An 18225-nucleotide genomic window follows, 5' to 3' on the forward strand; every position below is an offset into this window, starting at 1 on the left:
AAGCTATATTTAAGAAATTTCTATTTTAATTAGCACAAGTATAAAACTAAAATAGCTAATTTTTAGATACAAGCTCTAATACATTGCAAGCTCGCTTACTGCCCATCTTGCAAGCTTTATCAAGAGCGTTTGCAGAAAGATCAAAGCTTTGCTCAGTACCATTTCCTTGAAGATACTTTGTCGCTAGCTCATAGCAAGCCTCACTACTACCATTATCACAAAGCGATTTAAATATCTCAAAAGATTTTTGCGTATCTTTCTCTGCGCCAAGGCCGCGTCCTAGCATATCTGCATAGATAAAGCAAGAAATTTTATCTTTATTTTCACATTCACTTGAAAGCTTTTTTGTAAAACTCTCGCAAGCTTTAGCGTTACTTTTATTAATGCACTCTTGCACATTTATATCCCAGTTTGCATTCAAAGATAGAAGTGTAAATGCTAAAAATAAAATGTATTTTTTAATAAATTTCCTTGGAAGAAGTTAGCCCCCTTTGGGGGAAAGGGAGCTATTACAAAAAGGAGGTTTCTTGTTGGACAAGTGGAATAATACAAGTTTCGTCTAAATTTAAAACCAACTTTTCTTTAACAAAAAACAATCTCAAACCAAATCTTTTTTACTAAAGGCAAAATAGCCACAAACTAGCAAAATAATGCCTAGTGCGAGCGGATAAATAATCGCGTAAGCTACAAATGTCGCCTTTGGAAAGGTGCTTAAAATAAAATAAGATGCAGTACCGATAACTGCTAAATTTGGATCAAAAAGACTAAGCGCTGCTATCCTGAAAAGCTCTATCGGATTTAGTATAGCAATAGCGTAAATAACGTACTCATCAACCGAGCTTTGCATAAGAAGTCCAATTAATGCTAGATCAATAAATGCAAGCATTATAAGCCAAAGTAAAAACGCTACGCCCTGGCCTGTCTCTTGATTTTTAATCACGCTTGAGATAAAAAATCCAAGCGATAAAAAAATGATACTTAAGCTAAAAAGTAGTCCAAAATAAAGTATTAATACACCCCAAGGTATCGCAACACCTTTTATAAGACCAACAACAACACAAAGCAAAAGAGCAAACAAAAGTGGTACAAAAACAACAAATGTACGGCCCAGTGCCTTGCCAAAGTAATACTCTCTAAGGCTTAGTGGGAAGCTAAGGATGTATTCAAGCAAATTTGTATCTCTATCTTGATTTATGCTTCTTACGGTTGAGATGAGAATAAAAATGGGCACAATGATGACACAAATTTGAATAAACAAAAGCAGCGCTCTAGTAAGCCCAGAAAAGCCGAGCACACGTGAGTCAGTCACGCCGCTAAATAAAAATCCTATCATCAAAGCAGAAAAAAGCGCAGCATATATCACAAACCATCTTGAGCGAAAAGACTCTTTTACATCAAGCTTTGCTATTAAAAAAAGATTATTCACCCTTGCTCCTTAAATTTTCCTCTTTGATTATCTTGCCAAGATCCATATAGACGCATCTATCTAATAAATTTGCTATCTCATCGATACGGTGTGAAATAAAAACAAGTGTTTTGTTTTGCGTGAAGTTATCAAGTAAATTTTTAAAAGAAAGCCTTGCTTTCACATCAAGATTTGCCGTTGGCTCATCAAACATCAAAATTTCACTATCCTTAGCAAATGCGATGGCTATTAGCATCTTTTGTTTCATTCCGCCAGAGAGCTTATAAAATGGCTTATTTAAATTTGCATGTAGATCAAGCTCTAAAAGCTTGCTAAATTTCTCAATCTCTTCAAATTTTACATTTGAGCTTTTGCAAACAAACTCACAAAGCTCACGCAAGTTAAATTTAAGCGGTGGTGGGGTTTGTGGCACAAATGAGATAAATTTCAAAGCCCCTTTTCTATCTTTTAGAGTATTTACGCCATTTATCGCGATACTTCCACTATTTGGGATAAACTCGCCTAAAATGATACGCATGAGCGAGCTTTTGCCAGCTCCATTTTGTCCAAGTATTGCTATTTTTTCACCAGATTTTACGTTTAGGCTAACATTGTCAAGTATCCTTTGCGAGCCAAAAATTTTAGTTACTTCTTTTATATCTATCAAAAATTTTCCTTATATTAGTTTTTTAAAGCCGTTGTCAAATTTCAGTGCATCTTGATGACACACATCAATACACCTACCACAAAGCGTACAATCAGCGCCAGCTATCCTAAAGATATTTTTGCTCTCGTCAAGCTTTGCTCCCTTTTTTGTCATAAAAAGTACGTGAGGCACTAGACAAACATCAGTGCAAACTAAGCAGTGATCGCATTTTTCTTTATCCCAGCTAACTTTTATGGCGTTTGGTTTAGCTAGCACCGAGTAAGTCGCTCCGATAGGACAGACATACCTGCACCAAGCTCTACGTGAGAAGAAAATTTCAACCATAAGCATGGCCACAACGAACCAAATAGCATGAAAATAGCCATAGATAATAAATCTTGAAAAAATCCCAACAACATTAAAAATTTCAAATGTAAGGCTTGCACTAGCAAAGCTAAGGGTTAAAAATAAAATGGTGAAAACATATCGCCACTTTGTGTCAAAAACTCGTGGTTTTACTATCTTTTTAGCGCGTAAATTTTCATGGATCTTCTCAGCTATTTCGCTTATTAATGAATATGGGCAGATCCAAGAACAAAAGCCTCTACCGCCAAAAATGATATAAAAGGCCAAGATACTAAGTGAGCCAATTATTAAATTTACGTGGATTTCATGTGTCGCCAAAAAGACTTGCAGGCTCATAAAAGCATCTGCCAAGTGAAAACCAAATATCCTTGAGGCACTGATGTCGCCTTCTAAAATTTGTATATCAACTCTATATGAAAGCACAAATAAAAGATGGACTAGAATAATGCTAAATATGCGCCAAAAACGTATACTAGGACGCTTTTTGCCATCTTTTGTAGTTGTGATTAACGTGCTTAGAAAGCTTACATTTCTAACCGTCGCACGAGTGTTATATTTGTCCATTTTTACTTTTTAAATTTAGAAATTTCATCAGCAAGGCTTTCAAGCTCGCTATCACTAACATTTGTAAGTAGCCCCTTCATAAGCGAGTTTTGCACCTTACCAGCTTTATAATCAGCTAGTTTTTTAAGTAATTCATTCTTACTTAGGTGTGTTATATCAGGAGCTACGACGCCTTTTGCATTTGCACCATGACACGGAGCACAAGTTGTTAGATATTGCTTGCTAACGCCTTCATTGTGTACTTTAGCCACACTTAGACTTAGCTCTTTTACCTTTTTTAGCTCATCTTCGCTGGCAAATTCTTCACTAGACTTTGGCTGCTCTTTTGTAAAATTTTGCTCTACTTTTGGCTGAGCATTAGTTGCTACTTTTTCCTTTTTAGGCGGAGTCTGGCTTAACATAAAAACCATGATACCGCAAATTGCTACCGCTAAAATAATGGTTATAATCTTTCCTACTTTCATTATTTGCTCCTAAATTGTGTATTAAAATCACTGATTTCTTTAGCTAAATTTCTGATTTCACTATCATCCATTTTTTTAACAAGGTCTCGCATCAAGACATTGACTTTCTCTTTATTTTTATAAGCATTTATCATTGTATAAATTTCATTTTCACTTTTTGTTAAAAGAGATGGCCCGATGATGCCATTTGCGTAATCATCGTGACAAGATGAACATTTTGTAATGAAATTTTTGCTAAGTCTGCCCTTTATAAGTCTTAAATTTATAGTTTGAAGAGGGGTTCTTACCATTGCTAAAGCACCGATTTGACGGCTTACGTTATTATCTTCAAGTCCAAATTTTACGCTCTTTTCGCCGTGCATATCGTATTTTATGAAGTCATTTTGTTTATTTGTACTTTGATTATTTTCTTTCTTTTCAACCTTTATGCTAGCGCTCGTGGCTACATTTATTGGTTGCTCGCTAGCTGCTTTTTGCGCCTTGTCATCACTCTTTTCACAGCCGACAAATAGCAAAGCAGCAGCCACTAAAGACATTATTAATCTCATTCTTTCTCCTTATAAATTTCATCATAACTCATTTTTGGGGCAATATTTATAATTTTTACAGGGCAAACCTCAGCACACACCCCACACCCAACACAGCCATGCTTTATGAGTGGCAAATTTGCTTCGCTCATTACTATTGCACTATCGCCAACTGGGCAAATGCTGGCGCAAAGGTCACAAATTTGACCGATTTTGCCTTTTATCTTATCTTTTTCTGCCTCTTCCCTATCGTTATAAACTTTGCGAACAAGCAAATCTTCAACGCTATCTTCGCTTAGTTTTTCTCTTTTTAGGCACATACAGGCATTTGCATTACTCAAGACAGCAACGCCCATTTTCACATCATCAACAACTTTTGTAGCATGATCTAACGCACCACTTGGACAGGCGAGCACACATGGGAAAAGATCACATAAATAGCAACCTCTCTTTTTAGGATCGATGTATGCTGTACCATTTGAATATCCATCTTTTATATCAAGCAAACTTATACTGTGATAAGGGCATACCTGCACACACTGACCACATTTAACACAAAGATCATCAAAGTCATCAACCGCACCTGGTGGTCTAAGATAGAGTTTATCGCCACTACTTTTTGGCAAAATTTTACCTATGCCATATCCTGCGGCAGCTGCGACTGAGCCTAAGATTATAAATTTTCTTCTATCCACGCTTTGCCTTTAACGCGTTAAAATTTGAAGCATCAAGTGGTTTTATCCTTGGCGTGCTATCTTCAAGTAGCTTTACTGGCTCAGAAAATGGCGCGAGTTTAGCTAAGAAATTTAAGATACTAAAGACACTTGAGCCATAAAAAAACTGCAAATTCGGATAGTACTGCCAAAGCTGATCGGCATACGATAGGTGCATAAACGGCGTATCGCCATAGCCATCTTTATCTCTATCAAAGCTCTCATACTCATCATAATAATTTTTACTCCACCGATTTAATGCCATTTTATCGCCTGGAGTGTCGTTCGCAACGATATCCATATTGCCTATAAAATCATTATTTTCAAATATACTTGTCCCCTGAGTAGCGTGAAAATATACGCCAACTACGTTGTGTAAAATTTTATTGCCTAAGAAATTTATCGTTGAGCCTGGCTGAAAAGGCGAGTTATCAAGCAAAATTCCTCTCGCATTATAGATAAGTGTGTTATTTTCGATAGTAAAATTTGAAACATCCTTTAGACCGATACCGATACCAAAAGCGCCGTCACTATCCATAACAAGATTATTTTTTATATTTGAGCCAGCTGAATACATAAAAAACATTCCGACCGCATTGCCGATAAAATCATTGTTTTCGACTAAATTTTGATTTGCATACATAAAATGAAGCGAATATCTGCCGCGGATCGCTTTATTTTTTAAAAATTTATTGTGACTTGCATACCATGCAACCATATCGCGACTATCATAAATATAATTACCCTCGATTAAATTTTCATGGCTATACCAGAGTCTAACCGCATCACCTCTAAAGCCAAGACTGGCCCCTTTTTTAGAAGTGATGTTATTTTCAGTGATCTTTGAGCTACTGCACTCTTTAAAATCAACCCCAAAAAGCACATCACTCAAGTCATTTTGCGTAATCAAGACATTATTTGCTTTATCACAGCCAATGCCAGCATCAAGCTCACCAAGGTCATTTCCGCTACCGCTTATCTTTAAATTTCTAAGCGTAACATTTGAGGCAATAATCTTTACAACTGTGCCTTTACCATTTCCTTTTATGTGAGCGTTTTTGCCCTCACCAACGATACTAAGCGGCTTATTTATAGTTATGCTTCCTTCATAGATGCCGTCCCCTAGCTTTATAACATCGCCAGGGCTAGCGTTGTTTATTGCATCTTGAAGTATATTTGCAGAGCTAAAAATAGGCAAGAAAGCAAGGGCAAAAATAAAAATTTTACGCATTTAGCTCTTTTTTCTTTGAAAATACTGCAAGTATGCAAAATACACTCATAGCAATCATAACCCAAAATCCGATACTTGGATAAGAGTGCGTTGTAAATTGTGCGACGCTACCATCACCTAGAACTGTTGGCATAAATGGTTTAATCTTAAATGCACCCCACTCTTGCATATTGTGTCCATACCAATAAAGCCATCCTGCAAATGCACTCATAAATAACACAGGCGCGATAATGGTTGGAACCATAAGAAGTGAGTTAAATTTACCATTGTAATACAAAAATGCAAGCATACAAAGCGTTGAAATAAGCAAATAATAAGGCGCTATCGCTCGCTCTAAATTTCCGCCATGCTCCATAGGATACATACCAATGTAGTGATTTATCGTATTCATCTCATGCACGTCACCACTATATCCATCTACATGAAAATATACAGGAATTCCATCAGGAAAGGCTGATTTTGGATAATTTGGAGCTTCAAGAGAGACGTACCAGATAGGAAAAGATGGCGTACCTATCTCTGCTTTTTGCTCGATCATCTTATGAAGATCGCTTGCTACATCTTTTGATAAAAGGTGATTTTTATACTGAAATGAGCTATAAAGATTATAGATACCGTAAGTATAAGATGGTAGTTCATCACCATCAGCTATACGCTCTTTTGCTCCGTGCCAACCAAGAACAGGCAAAGTAAAACAAACAGTCATTAAGACAAGTGCAACAATGGTATAAATTTTATATTTACTCATGATCTCTCCTTTAAATTTTAAAATTTCATCTGCTAAAAATAAAATTTTAAAATTTAAAAAGGGGCAAAATGCCCCTTTAAAAACTACATACCAGCATTTTCATCTACCCATTTTAGGTATTCGATGATATTTTTGATCTCTTCATCACTCATATGCTGATTTGGCATTCTAAGGTTAAAGTAATCAATCATTGATTTAATGTAGTCGTCATTATAGAACTTAGCAGGATCTTTGATAAATTCTGCTACCCATTTTTCGCCGTTTTCATGTCTTAGTAAAACGCCTGTTAGGTCTGGACCTGAGCTTACTTGACCGATAACGTGACAACCATTACAACCGCCTTTTAGATAAGCCTCTTCACCTTTTGCAACAGCTGGACTCATCGGAGTTGCGATCTCTTTAGCTAGGTTATTTTTAGCTTTTAAGCCAACGTCAGCTGTTTTTACCATGTATTGCCATACTTGGTACTCCCAAAGGATAGCGCCGTTTACGTCGCCTTTTTTATAAGCTTCGTCAGCTTTAGCTTTTACCTCTTTGATGTGACCGTATTGATCAAGTGCGTCATCAACTAAAGCTTTTACTTTTGGATATTTCTCATAATGTTTCTCTTTTAGGTACTTAACAACCTCTTGGATAACATCATCAGTTGCTTTATTAGTTGCGATTACTTTGTCGTATTCGGCTTTTAAAGCTTCTGGACTTAGAGTTTTTAGCTTGTTATTCTTAGCAGATTCATATTTTTTATTTGGATCTTTAACAAGTAAATAACCCATCATCTCTAGGTGAAGCGCTGAACAAAACTCGGTGCAGTAGTATGGGAAGACACCTTCCATATCAGCTACGAAATTTACTGAAGCAGTTTTGCCAGGTTCAAGTGAAGCGTGAATGTTGTAAAGGTCGATGCCAAATCCGTGAGTCTCATCTTGAGCGCGCTCTAGGTTTGTTAAGTGAATTGTTACATTATCGCCTTTATTTACCTCGATGTGCTCTGGGTTGATGTGGCTTCTGATCATCGTCGCATAGACAGTTACATTTTTGCCATTTCTTTCAACTCTTTCTTGACCAGCTAGAGTTGCGTATGGGCTAGCCTCGCCTGTTCTTGAGTTTGTACCCATATTGTAAGTAAGCGCTGGAGCTAGTTTGCTAGCAGCGATTGATACAACATCGTGTGGCTCACCAAGTGGTATTGGCATATCATAGATTAGATCCATTTTTGCACCAGTGATGTCTATTAGCTGGTGATTTTGTGGATGAAGTGGGCCAACTGGGCTAAAGCGATCGATTGAAAGTTTATCAAGAGCGATTGCATATTTGCCAACTGGTTTTGCTGATTTGCCCTCCATTGTATCAAGGTGTCCGATATTGTAGTGAACATTTATCTTATCAAGCACTTTTAAATTTTTATAGTCCCATTTTACGATTTGACTATCAACGTAAAGTGAAGTATAAAGTACGCCATCTTGTGAGTCAAATGATGTATGCAGTGGTCCAAGGCCAAGTTCAACTTGTCCGTGCATTGACTTTTCTCTATCTAAGATAGGAATTCCGTATGGGTCAGTGCCAGTATACTCTTTTTTATCAATTAGCTCTTTGATCTTTCTAAAGTCATAAACTGATGCGTGAGTATCAAGCTTACCGCCAATAATGATATATCTACCATCTGGGCTTACATCACAACCGTGTGGACTCTTTGACTCTGGGATCAAAAATAGCGCACCTGCTTTTACAGCAGCGTCTATTGTAACTACCTTGTGGCCATTTATAACTTTATAGTTTTTCTTGTCTTGAACAAGTTTTTCTAAAATTTTCCAGTTATAAACGTGCAAGAAGTCAGTGTCATTTCTACTTGCACCTGCTTCAAATGGAGGGAGACCTTTTTCGATACCGCCAGTATACATCTCAGTATTTATTGAGTTTGTAAAGCCCCAGCCGTAGCTCTCGCCCTTACCAGCATCACTTAGATCTTGCCAGTATGGTGGAAGCTCAAGAGAAAATGACTCTTTCTCATCGATCTTGCCTTTTGGATAGTCAAATTTCCAAAATGTTACAGCACCTCTATAGACTGCTTCATAGTCGTCTATTGAGTGGTAGTTGTTATCAAGTGGAGCTGCATATTGGCTAGCTTCGATAACGTACTCGCTATTTGGAGTAATGAAGCTACCGCCGTGCTCACTCTTCATGATAGGGTTTACAACGATTTGAGTTGTCTCAAAGTCATGCAAATTTATAACTGCGATTCTTGGGTTAGCTTTATCGTTGATAAATAGATAATCACCAACATACTCACCATTTTTCTCACTAAAATTTGGGTGGTGTGTATCGCCCCATGTTATCTCTTTGCCCCTGATGTTGCCTTGTTTCAAAACAGCTTTTGACTCATTGTCATAGCCATATCCTTGCCAAGGCTCTGGCGTGAAAACGCCGATGTATTTATAAATTCTCATCGACGGAACGCCATAAACTAGCACTTGACCGCTTTGCCCGCCAGATGAAAAGACGATGAAATCATCTTTTTTACCGCTAGGCTGATAAGTTTTAGCAGCTGCAAGGACATCTTTTTCGCTTAGCCCACGCTCTTTCATGACTTTTTCAAGGTCACTACTAGCAGCACAAGCAGTCGTTAAAGATAGCCCAAGCAACGCAGCACTTGCGACACAAAATAACTTTTGCATTTACTCTCCTTTTTAAAATGAATTTATCTTTAAACTCTTTATCTCATTGTCTAAATTTACGCCATTTAAGACGCCTTTATCTATAAAAATTCTTTTTATCTCATTGCTAAAAAGAGCCTTTTGCCCTTTTAGCTTAAGATCTTTGTCAAATTTATAGACTACTCCATCCCCATCACCTATGAAAATTTCATCCTCCATACACGCAAGAGCTGAAATTTTAGATTTTAAAACTTGTTTTTTGATTCCACTTTTAAAATCTAAAATTTCTCCATCTCTAAAGCCAAGCAAAATATCATTCCCTTTAAATTTACAGGCACTAAGTGGAGCAAAACCAACACGCTTTTTCTCTTTTAAATTAAGCTCTTTATCAAGCAAAAATGCTTTGCCATTAAAGCTCGTAAAAAATAGTTCATCATCAATTGGCAAAAGGCTTGAAATTTTATAAACATCTTTATAATTTTTAGTTAAAAGTTTATTTAGACTTTTATCAAAAACGCCTATGCTGACTTCATTTGCCATATCGCAAGCTACGTAAATTTTATTTTTAATTGCCGTAATTTGCGAAATTTTACAGCCGACATTTGGCATGGCAAATAAGAAATTTCTCTCATTTGCCACCTTAATAATCTCATTATTTAAATTTGCGATATAAAAGAATTCTCCATCATTTCCGCACTCTTGATTTTTATAAATCGTCTCTTTTAGATCCAAATTTTTAATCTGCCCATCTTTTATAAAAACGATGCTTTGGTTGCTTTCATTAATAAAGCAGCCTAATTGCTGGGCAAAAGCTGTTATCAAAAACAAACTTATACAAAGCAGAAATCTCATAATCCAAGGCACTTTCATCATAAATTTAATAAGCAAAAAAACTATACATACTTAACTCTTAAAAGCAAATTAGCGATTAATTTATTTTTTTAAGCTTTTAAAGAAAAATATCAATAAATTTTTTTAAATTTTATTATTTACATTATATAGACATTATGATTTAATCAATACTAATATAGTTTTAATAAAATTTATTATCTATAAAACTCTTTATTTTAGGTATTTTATACATTAAAAATTAAATTATAAATAATTTATTAAAAAAATTATTTAAATTAAATAATTATATTAAGTAATGAGAATTTTTCTCAGCGTTTAAGTAAAAAGCTAAATTTTATGTGTTTGATATATTTTTAACTTAAAGCCATTGGTAATTTAAATTTGTTTAAATAAGCTATAATCCGCCAAAAAAGGAGAGATAATGCTAACGCATTTAGATGAGAAAGATCGTCCAAAAATGGTCGATGTGAGCCCAAAAGATCCTACAAAAAGAGTAGCAACTGCTAGCGGGATCATCAAGATGAGTAAAGAGGCTTTTAGAGCGATAAAAGAAAATACTGGCAAAAAAGGCCCAGTTATCCAAACGGCTGTCGTTGCTGCGATAATGGGAGCAAAAAAGACAAGCGAACTAATCCCGATGTGCCATCCACTAGCTATTTTAGGCGTGGATTGTGATATCGAAGAGCTATCTGAAATTTGTGCTTTTAAGCTTTATGTGAGCGTAAAAATAGAGGGCAAAACAGGCGTTGAGATGGAGGCATTAACTGGCGTAAGCGTGGGACTTTTGACCATTTATGATATGGTAAAAGCTATAGATAAAAGCATGGAAATAAGTAATATCGTGTTAGAGAGTAAAACAGGAGGAAAAAGTGGCGAGTATATGCGATCTAAATAACAAAAAAGCAAAAATTGATTACCCAACGCATTGGGAATACAAAATAATATTTGACGCAGATGTCAATGTAGAAGAAAAGGTAAAAGAGATAGTAAAAGATAGAGAATTTAAGCTAGTCTTTTCAAAATTTAGCAAAGATAAAAAGTACGCTAGCTATGACTTAGCCGTACTTGTTTTAAGCGAAGAAGAGAGGCTAGAGATATTTTCAGCACTAAAACACGAAGCAAAATACGTTTTATAAGGTAAAAGATATGAACAATTTAGAACAAAATTTACATGATTATAAAAACAGTGATGGCTTATTAATAAGCATAAAAGCTCTTTGCAATAACTTCTTTCAAGATGCTGCGAGCAAAGATATAAATGCTTTGCCAGAAATTTTAAAGGCTAAAATGAACGAGCTTTATGACAAAATGAACAAAGAAGATCTCATAAATGCAAAAAATCTAAAAAGTGCCATGGAGGGAATAAATCAGGCCATTGTCGGCACTGAAGAAAAGGCACTTTACGAGCTACTTGATAAAAAAGATGAGCTAAATCGTGCAATAGAAGCAAAACGTGAAGAGATAAAAAATAGGCTCAAAATTTCATTTGAAGCAGCTGAAGAGGTCGTAAAAGATAGAAATTTTAGTGAAAAAGAGGAAATTTTAGAGCTTTTAAATAATGCGATCATTAGAGAAACAAGGCTTCTTGGTATCTTAAAAGAAAGTGCTCAAATCGCATTTTTAACAACTCTTGAAGGTGCAAAAGATGTCGAGGAAACAGCTGGCGCGATAGCTAAAAATATGACTTATGTTGCGATAATTGGAGGAGAGTTTAGCAAAGAGCGGATACTTGAAATTTCAAAAAACATCATCATAGCAGCAGCAAATTTAGCAGATGAGGGTCATATCTTTGCAAAAGAGCTGATAAGTGGAGCGATAAGTGGTACAAGAGATGGCATTTTAAGAGCCATAGAAAAGCTTAAAGATGAGGCGAAATTTGCTCCAGATGAGCTTAGGCTAAACTCACAACTACTAAACTTAAAAAATATTGATGAAGAATTTATAGCCTTGCTTAGGGAACTTGAAAAGGAATTTGAAGGTGTAGCAAGAAATGAGATCGAAAATGTGATAAATAGCGAGCTAGATACAAATCTAGCAAAATTTAAACGCATTAGCGATCAAGCAAGAGAGCAGATCATTTCAAGGATAGAAGAGTTAAGGTCAAACGGCATGGTAAAGCTTATGAGTGAGGCAAATAATAAATTTGAAGCCTTAAAACAAGAGCTAAATGACAAGAGTAAAAAGCTAAAGCTAAATTTTGATACAAATGACAAAATCGAAGAGATCAAACAAGAGATCGCTAATCTTGAGAAGAAAGCCAATGAAAAATTTGAAGACATTAAGCAAATAGACATCAAATCAGAAGCCAAGAAATTTGGAGATAGGGCTTATCAAGCTGCAAAAGATCTATTAAATGTTATTAAAAAAGATAAAAAAGAGGATTAAATTATCAAGCTTATCTTGAAATTTTTCCTGAAAGATACTCGAGTTATATATTCTTGCCAAGTGTGAAAATTTTTCTACACTTGGCTTTTACTTTCTAAAGCCTTAAAATCACAAAAATAGATAAAGTAAAAATGCTCCCAAAATCAAGCGGTAGATGACAAAGGGCAACATCCTGATTCTTGAGATGATCCCCATAAATAGCTTAACGCAAAGATAAGCACTAACAGCACTTATGATAACACCAAGGGCGATGTCGCTCCATGGCAGAGCATTTGGGTCTTTTATGAGCTTGATACTCTCGAGTCCGCCGGCTAGGATGATGACTGGGATCGACATCAAAAATGAGAAATTTGCACTACCCTTGTGGCTAAATCCTAAAAAAAGTGCTGCTGTCATCGTCACACCTGATCTTGAGACGCCAGGGATGAGCGCCACAGCTTGAGCAAGGCCAATAATAAGCGCAAATTTTATGGTCATTTCATATTCGCTTTTGTTTGATGAGCGAAGATCAGCAAAGTAAAGTGCTATGCCAAAGACGATCGTAGTAATAGCGATCACAACGCCGCTTCTTGCGTATTCTTCGATAATGTTGTTAAATAAAAGCCCAAAGATCCCCACTGGAATGGTAGCAAAGCCGACACACCAAACAAGCAAGCTATCGCCTACCATCTTTCGTTGTGCGATTGAGGCAAAAAAGTCACGAAGTAGCTTAAAAATCGTATCTTTAAAATAAAAAAGTATCGCGCTTAACGTACCAACGTGCACTGCCACATCAAAAGCAAGACCTTGATCTGGCCAGCCAAGTAGCTTTGGCACCAAGATAAGATGAGCCGAGCTTGAAATGGGCAAAAATTCGCTTATGCCTTGCACTAAGGCCAAAACAATAACATGAGAAATTTCCATAAAATGCCTTTTTTGATTTTAGATTGCAGTTGGGGATTTTACTCCCCAAGATTAAACTTATATAAGTTCGCTAGCAAAATTTGCAAGTTTTTGTGGCGTAAATCCAAAGTGATCAAATAGCTCGTTCGCCTTGCCACTAGCGCCAAAGCTATTCATACCATAAACTGCGTCGGCAAATTTATACCACTCATAGCCAGTTGCAGCTTCAACTGCGATGATAGTCGTGTTTTTATCTAAAATTTTAGCCACATACTCATCTGGCTGCTCGCAAAGTAGGTCAAAACAAGGAGCTGACACGATGTTTACGCCAATGCCTTGTTGGCTAAGAATTTCAGCTGCCTTTACACAGAGTGAGACCTCGCTACCGCTTGCTATAAATGTTATCTTTGCATCTTTTGCCGAGCTTAAAAGATATGCGCCGTTACTAACCTCGCCAAATTCGCCTTTTGCAAGTGGCTCAAGCCCTTGACGGCTAAGCACAAAGGCACTTGGAGCGTTTAAATTTAGCGCTGCGCGCCAGCTAGCTGCATTTTCATTGCCATCAGCTGGGCGGAAAGTGTAGAAATTTGGCATCGCTCTAAATGTGCTAAGCTGCTCGATAGGTTGATGTGTCGGACCATCTTCGCCAACGCCGATACTATCGTGCGTGAAGACAAAAAAGTGCTTGATGCCCATGAGTGCTGCTATCCTTGCACTTGGCTTTAGATAGTCGCTAAAGATGAAAAATGTCGCTGAAAATGGCAAGAAAAGGCCGTATCTAGCGATACCGTTGTTGATGGCCGCCATAGCGTGCTCTCTGATGCCGTAGTGGATATTTTTACCATTTGGGAAGTCGCCCATACCCTTTAGCTCAGTCTTATTTGAAGGAGCTAAGTCAGCGCTACCGCCGATAAAGCCAGGGAGTTTTTTCGCTATCTCATTTAAAATGACATGGTTTGTATCTCTTGTGGCTAGCTTTTTGTCGCTAAAGTCTGAAAATTCGATCTTGTTAAAGTCTGGATTAAGAAGTGAATTTAATAAATTTTTGCCTTCAATGCTTAGTGCCTCAACCTTTTTGTTCCACATCGCCTCTTCTAAATCGCCCTTTTCAACTGCGCCTATAAACCTTAAAAGCACGTCCTCATCAATGGCAAATTTCTTCTCAGGATCAAAACCAGCTGCAGCCTTTGCCTTTTTGATGATCTCTTCGCCAAGTGGCGCGCCGTGGCTATGATGTGAGCCCTCAAGCTCCATTGCACCACGTGCTATGCGTGTGTTTGCGATGATTAAATATGGTGACTCTTTCTCGTTTGCCTGCTCTAGTGCAAATTCGATCTGGTCATAGTCGTGTCCGTCGATACGTGCGACCTCCCAGCCCTGCGCCTCAAACCTGGCTTTGACATCCTCGCTAAATGCGATCGCTGTGTCGCCCTCGATCGTGATGTTGTTTGAGTCGTAGATGAGCACAAGGTTATCTAATCTTAAATTTCCGGCTACCGAACATGCCTCGTAGCTTATGCCCTCTTCTAGGTCGCCGTCGCCGCAAAGGCAGTAAATTTTATGATCGATTATTTTATTGTCTGGCTCGTTTAGCACGTTTGCAGCGTATTTTTCTGCCATGGCTAGACCGACTGCATTTGCCACGCCTTGGCCAAGTGGGCCAGTGGCCACCTCAACGCCTGGAGTGTGAATTTCTGGGTGTCCTGGAGTATTTGAGCCAAGTTGGCGAAAATTTTTAAGCTCATCAAGGCTTAAATCGTAGCCGCTTAAGTGCAAGAAGCTATAGACCAAGCTTGATGCGTGACCACCGCTAAAAACGAGCCTATCTCTATTTAGCCATTTTGGATTTTTTGGATTGTGTTTTAAAAAGCTGCTTAAAACCACCATAATATCAGCTAGGCCCATAGGAGCACCTGGGTGTCCGCTGTTAGCGTTTTGCACCATATCAGCGCACAAAAATCTTATAGTATCGGCTTGTTTTTTTAGCATACCATCTCCTTTTATTGCTTTGGATTATACAAAAAAGTGATTAAAACTTGCCTTGCGTTTTGGTTTAAAATGTCCAAAAAGTGATATAAATTTTCTAAATTTTTAGTAGCAAAAAGCTAGAAATTTCTAGCTTTTATCTGAGGTGTTTATCTGTAAGCTCTAAGATCATCTTAGCGATGCTTGCATCTATCTGCTTTAGCGCCTCTTCTATCTCGCAAATTAGCTCATCTTTTTTCTTTTTTGCGCCAGATAGACCAAGTAAATTTGTAAATGAGTTTTTAGCTAGGTCATTGTGCACGGGTTTTCCAGCAGCTAGCTCGTCGCTTGTAAGATCGATGATATCGTCTTGTATCTGAAAAGCAAGCCCAAGCTTTAGGCCGATATCATAAATTTTCTCGCACTCTATTTCATTTAAATTTACTATCACAGCGCCCATTTTTAGGCTAGCAGCGATCAGCTTTGCGGTCTTGTGGATGTGCAAAAAGACCAGCTCATCAAGGCTTAGCATCTTGCCAGAGAGACCAAATTTAGCTTTTGCTCTTTTGATGTCCTCTTTGTTTGTATTTTCAAAAAAACAATCCAGCGCCTGACCTAGCACCATGCCGCTAACGCCAGCATTCTCGCTTAAAATTTCCACGCATTTTATACGCGTGTCGGCTGGTAAATCGGCATGTGAAATTTCATAAAAAGCATGCGTATTTAGTGCATCTCCTGCAAGTATCGCAGTAGTCTCGTCATAGGTTACATGAAGCGTTGGTGTGCCACGTCTTAGGCTTGCGTTATCCATAGATGGCAAGTCATCATGAATGAGCGAATAAGTGTGCATCATCTCAAGCCCCAAAGCCACTCTCATGGCCCTTTGCGTGAGGCTTTTATCCACGTTTTCCACCACACCAAGAAGCAAAAGCGCCCTAAAGTGCTTGCCTCCAGCCTTTAGCATAACGCCAAGAGCCTCCTCGTAGTAAGGGTGAAAGCTAGGCGCTTTTGGCAAATTTGTATTTAGAAATTTTACAAAGTTCTCAAGTAGGCTCATTTTGGCACTCTTGCAAAAAACTGAAAGTCATTTCTAGTAAATAGCAGCGTAAAATTTTTTAACTCACCAAGCTTCTCTAAAAGCTCTTCACGACTACTCACGCTTTGTTTATCAAAACCCAAAATTTTATCGCCGGTCTTGATGCCAAAAATTTCTGCATTCGACTTTGGCTCGACCTTGGTAACGACTAAATTTTTATCCACCGTGATACCATAATCCACCAAAATCTTATCATCAAGCATTGTTTGTGGCTCTTTTGGCATGATATTAAAATTTGGTATATCAAGGCTTGAAGGGGCGTCTACATCGAGGCTTTGGTTAAATTTCACATCCCCGCTTACTGGCACTTGAAAGAGCATTTCTTGCTTATCGCGCTTCACAATGATGTCAAGCTTTGCGCCCTTTGGAGCAAAAAGCACCATCTCATTTAGCTCTCTTAGGCTCTTTGGCTTGATACCATTTACACTCACTAGCTCGTCATCAACCATCATCATCTTGCCACGGCCCAAAGGGTCAACAAGACCCACAAAAAATTTATCCTCTTTTTGTAAAAATTTCACGCCGATATCACCGTAATAGACGTCATCATAAGATACAAAGTGCTTTAGATAGCGATTTGGTATAAATTTATCAGCTCCAACAGCTATGCCTATCATTTTGCAACAAGGTGTGTTTATCTCGCCAGTCGCGTTATACTCGAAGCTTAGCGTATCAAAGTCGCCTAAATTTTGCCCCAAAGACTTGATGTGACCCATGACGGTGTTGTTTGCGTCATTTAAGATGCCAACCCAAGTGCTCTTTTTGATGCGCTCCTCGTTGGTTTCATCAGCCATCACAACAGGGCTTAGCTCCTTGCTAGAGCGGACCAAAAAGAGCTGCAAATATGGGTCAAATTTGACATATTCGCCAAGTGGAGCTCCCTCACTTTTTGGTACTGCGATCAAATTTTTAGTGATAGCCACACCAAAGTGTTTATTTACCGAGACGATTGAGTTTTTGTTCTTTTCAAAGCAGGCGTTAAAATCTTCTTGAGTTGGCCTAGGATCGGCGTTTAAGAAAAGAGATGATAGTAAAAAAGCAAGGGCAAATTTATGATCTAGTCTCATTTTATCCCCATCGAAGCAAGGTCACCAAGCATCCTTGAAGCGGTGTTTTTCTTATCGGCCTCAACTGATTTTAGCACATCATTTACGGCGCTTATTAGTAAAATTTGCATACTCTCTTTATCTTCAAGCAAGCTATCATCTATGCTGATATCAAGTATCTCGCCGCTGCCGTTTGCTCTCACGCTTACAAGTCCGCCACCACTTTTTGCGCCAAATTCTTTATTTTTACTCTCTTCTTCCATCTGCTTGGCCTGCTTTTGTACATCCTCAAGCATCTGCCCCATCTTTGAAAAGTCAAATCCCTCAAACATCGCCTACTCCTTTATGATCTCGTTTTTGTTATTTACGTGCACGATGGTTGGCTTAAATTTCTTAGCCTTTTTAAATTTCATGCTAGCGTAAGCCACGATGATGACCACGTCGCCCACGCAGACCTTTCTAGCAGCTGCGCCGTTTAGGCAAATTTCGCCTTTTTTGCCTTTTATCACGTAGGTGGCAAATCTCTCGCCGTTGTTTACATCTAAAATTTCAACCTTTTGATTTTCTATCAAATTTGCAGCCTTTATAAGCTCCTCGCCGATGCTGATCGAGCCAACATAGTTTAAATTTGCGTCTGTTACGACGGCTCTGTGGATCTTGCTAGCTAAAATTTCTATATTCATT

The 18225-nt window shown here is 37.8% G+C and carries 20 protein-coding genes; 3 read left to right on the forward strand and 17 right to left on the reverse strand.

Annotation, left to right across the window (positions count from 1 at the left end; translation table 11 throughout):
- Positions 1-55 precede the first annotated feature (55 nt).
- The 11 genes from F3H00_RS00490 to F3H00_RS00540 form a co-directional block, all read right to left on the reverse strand.
- Positions 56-397 carry a tetratricopeptide repeat protein gene (locus F3H00_RS00490; RefSeq protein ID WP_223155211.1) on the reverse strand — a complete coding sequence of 114 codons (342 nt, stop codon included), beginning with the start codon at positions 395-397 and terminating at the stop codon, positions 56-58.
- Positions 398-598: 201 nt separating this feature from the next.
- Positions 599-1426: an ABC transporter permease gene (locus F3H00_RS00495; protein WP_148799605.1), complete on the reverse strand. Its 828-nt coding sequence runs from the start codon at positions 1424-1426 to the stop codon at positions 599-601.
- Entirely contained in the window at positions 1419-2072 is a 654-nt protein-coding gene (locus tag F3H00_RS00500) for an ABC transporter ATP-binding protein (RefSeq protein WP_103579996.1), read from the reverse strand. Before F3H00_RS00500 ends, F3H00_RS00495 begins: the two co-directional genes overlap by 8 nt.
- A gap of 9 nt (positions 2073-2081) precedes the next feature.
- Entirely contained in the window at positions 2082-2981 is a 900-nt protein-coding gene (locus F3H00_RS00505; RefSeq protein WP_107695901.1) for a NapH/MauN family ferredoxin-type protein, read from the reverse strand.
- A 2-nt stretch (positions 2982-2983) separates the two neighbouring features.
- Positions 2984-3445, reverse strand: a complete 462-nt coding sequence (locus F3H00_RS00510) for a c-type cytochrome (RefSeq protein ID WP_148799603.1) — start codon at positions 3443-3445, stop codon at positions 2984-2986.
- Positions 3445-3993 carry a c-type cytochrome gene (locus F3H00_RS00515; RefSeq protein ID WP_148799601.1) on the reverse strand — a complete coding sequence of 183 codons (549 nt, stop codon included), beginning with the start codon at positions 3991-3993 and terminating at the stop codon, positions 3445-3447. The genes F3H00_RS00510 and F3H00_RS00515 overlap by 1 nt, the downstream gene beginning before the upstream one ends.
- A complete protein-coding gene (locus F3H00_RS00520; protein WP_087577998.1) occupies positions 3990-4667 on the reverse strand; it encodes a 4Fe-4S dicluster domain-containing protein in 678 nt (225 codons plus the stop codon). The genes F3H00_RS00515 and F3H00_RS00520 overlap by 4 nt, the downstream gene beginning before the upstream one ends.
- Positions 4660-5916 carry a nitrous oxide reductase family maturation protein NosD gene (locus F3H00_RS00525; protein ID WP_103601058.1) on the reverse strand — a complete coding sequence of 419 codons (1257 nt, stop codon included), beginning with the start codon at positions 5914-5916 and terminating at the stop codon, positions 4660-4662. The genes F3H00_RS00520 and F3H00_RS00525 overlap by 8 nt, the downstream gene beginning before the upstream one ends.
- Positions 5909-6664 carry a cytochrome C gene (locus F3H00_RS00530; RefSeq protein ID WP_072595072.1) on the reverse strand — a complete coding sequence of 252 codons (756 nt, stop codon included), beginning with the start codon at positions 6662-6664 and terminating at the stop codon, positions 5909-5911. Before F3H00_RS00530 ends, F3H00_RS00525 begins: the two co-directional genes overlap by 8 nt.
- An 83-nt stretch (positions 6665-6747) precedes the next feature.
- Positions 6748-9336 (reverse strand): Sec-dependent nitrous-oxide reductase, encoded by a 2589-nt coding sequence (nosZ, locus tag F3H00_RS00535; protein ID WP_149703646.1) that lies wholly within the window; start codon positions 9334-9336, stop codon positions 6748-6750.
- 12 nt (positions 9337-9348) lie between these two features.
- On the reverse strand, positions 9349-10167 hold the full coding sequence (locus tag F3H00_RS00540) for an ATP-dependent protease (RefSeq protein ID WP_148799599.1): 819 nt from the start codon (positions 10165-10167) through the stop codon (positions 9349-9351).
- 418 nt (positions 10168-10585) lie between these two features.
- Between F3H00_RS00540 and moaC the strand changes: the two genes are divergently transcribed.
- The 3 genes from moaC to F3H00_RS00555 are packed head-to-tail and all read left to right on the forward strand — an operon-like array spanning position 10586 to position 12552.
- Positions 10586-11062 carry a cyclic pyranopterin monophosphate synthase MoaC gene (moaC, locus tag F3H00_RS00545; RefSeq protein ID WP_178140250.1) on the forward strand — a complete coding sequence of 159 codons (477 nt, stop codon included), beginning with the start codon at positions 10586-10588 and terminating at the stop codon, positions 11060-11062.
- Positions 11037-11303, forward strand: a complete 267-nt coding sequence (locus F3H00_RS00550) for an HP0495 family protein (protein WP_021091143.1) — start codon at positions 11037-11039, stop codon at positions 11301-11303. Before moaC ends, F3H00_RS00550 begins: the two co-directional genes overlap by 26 nt.
- 10 nt (positions 11304-11313) lie before the next feature.
- Positions 11314-12552 carry a hypothetical protein gene (locus F3H00_RS00555; protein WP_148799597.1) on the forward strand — a complete coding sequence of 413 codons (1239 nt, stop codon included), beginning with the start codon at positions 11314-11316 and terminating at the stop codon, positions 12550-12552.
- Between the two features lie 108 nt (positions 12553-12660).
- Here the strand turns inward: F3H00_RS00555 and F3H00_RS00560 are convergent, their stop codons facing one another.
- The 6 genes from F3H00_RS00560 to panD form a co-directional block, all read right to left on the reverse strand.
- Positions 12661-13455: an undecaprenyl-diphosphate phosphatase gene (locus F3H00_RS00560; RefSeq protein WP_107697884.1), complete on the reverse strand. Its 795-nt coding sequence runs from the start codon at positions 13453-13455 to the stop codon at positions 12661-12663.
- A 57-nt stretch (positions 13456-13512) separates the two neighbouring features.
- On the reverse strand, positions 13513-15423 hold the full coding sequence (tkt, locus tag F3H00_RS00565) for a transketolase (protein WP_148799595.1): 1911 nt from the start codon (positions 15421-15423) through the stop codon (positions 13513-13515).
- Positions 15424-15556: 133 nt separating this feature from the next.
- The gene (locus F3H00_RS00570) at positions 15557-16456 is read right to left on the reverse strand and encodes a polyprenyl synthetase family protein (RefSeq protein WP_148799593.1); all 900 of its coding nucleotides are present in this window, start codon (positions 16454-16456) and stop codon (positions 15557-15559) included.
- Positions 16453-17562, reverse strand: a complete 1110-nt coding sequence (locus F3H00_RS00575) for a DUF7488 domain-containing protein (RefSeq protein WP_149703647.1) — start codon at positions 17560-17562, stop codon at positions 16453-16455. Before F3H00_RS00575 ends, F3H00_RS00570 begins: the two co-directional genes overlap by 4 nt.
- Entirely contained in the window at positions 17559-17873 is a 315-nt protein-coding gene (locus F3H00_RS00580) for a YbaB/EbfC family nucleoid-associated protein (protein ID WP_021087263.1), read from the reverse strand. The genes F3H00_RS00575 and F3H00_RS00580 overlap by 4 nt, the downstream gene beginning before the upstream one ends.
- 3 nt (positions 17874-17876) lie before the next feature.
- Positions 17877-18224 carry an aspartate 1-decarboxylase gene (gene panD / locus F3H00_RS00585; RefSeq protein ID WP_002941539.1) on the reverse strand — a complete coding sequence of 116 codons (348 nt, stop codon included), beginning with the start codon at positions 18222-18224 and terminating at the stop codon, positions 17877-17879.
- Between the last annotated feature and the right edge of the window lies 1 nt (position 18225).

The sequence above is a fragment of the Campylobacter concisus genome (assembly GCF_902460845.1).
Lineage (GTDB): Bacteria > Campylobacterota > Campylobacteria > Campylobacterales > Campylobacteraceae > Campylobacter_A > Campylobacter_A concisus_X.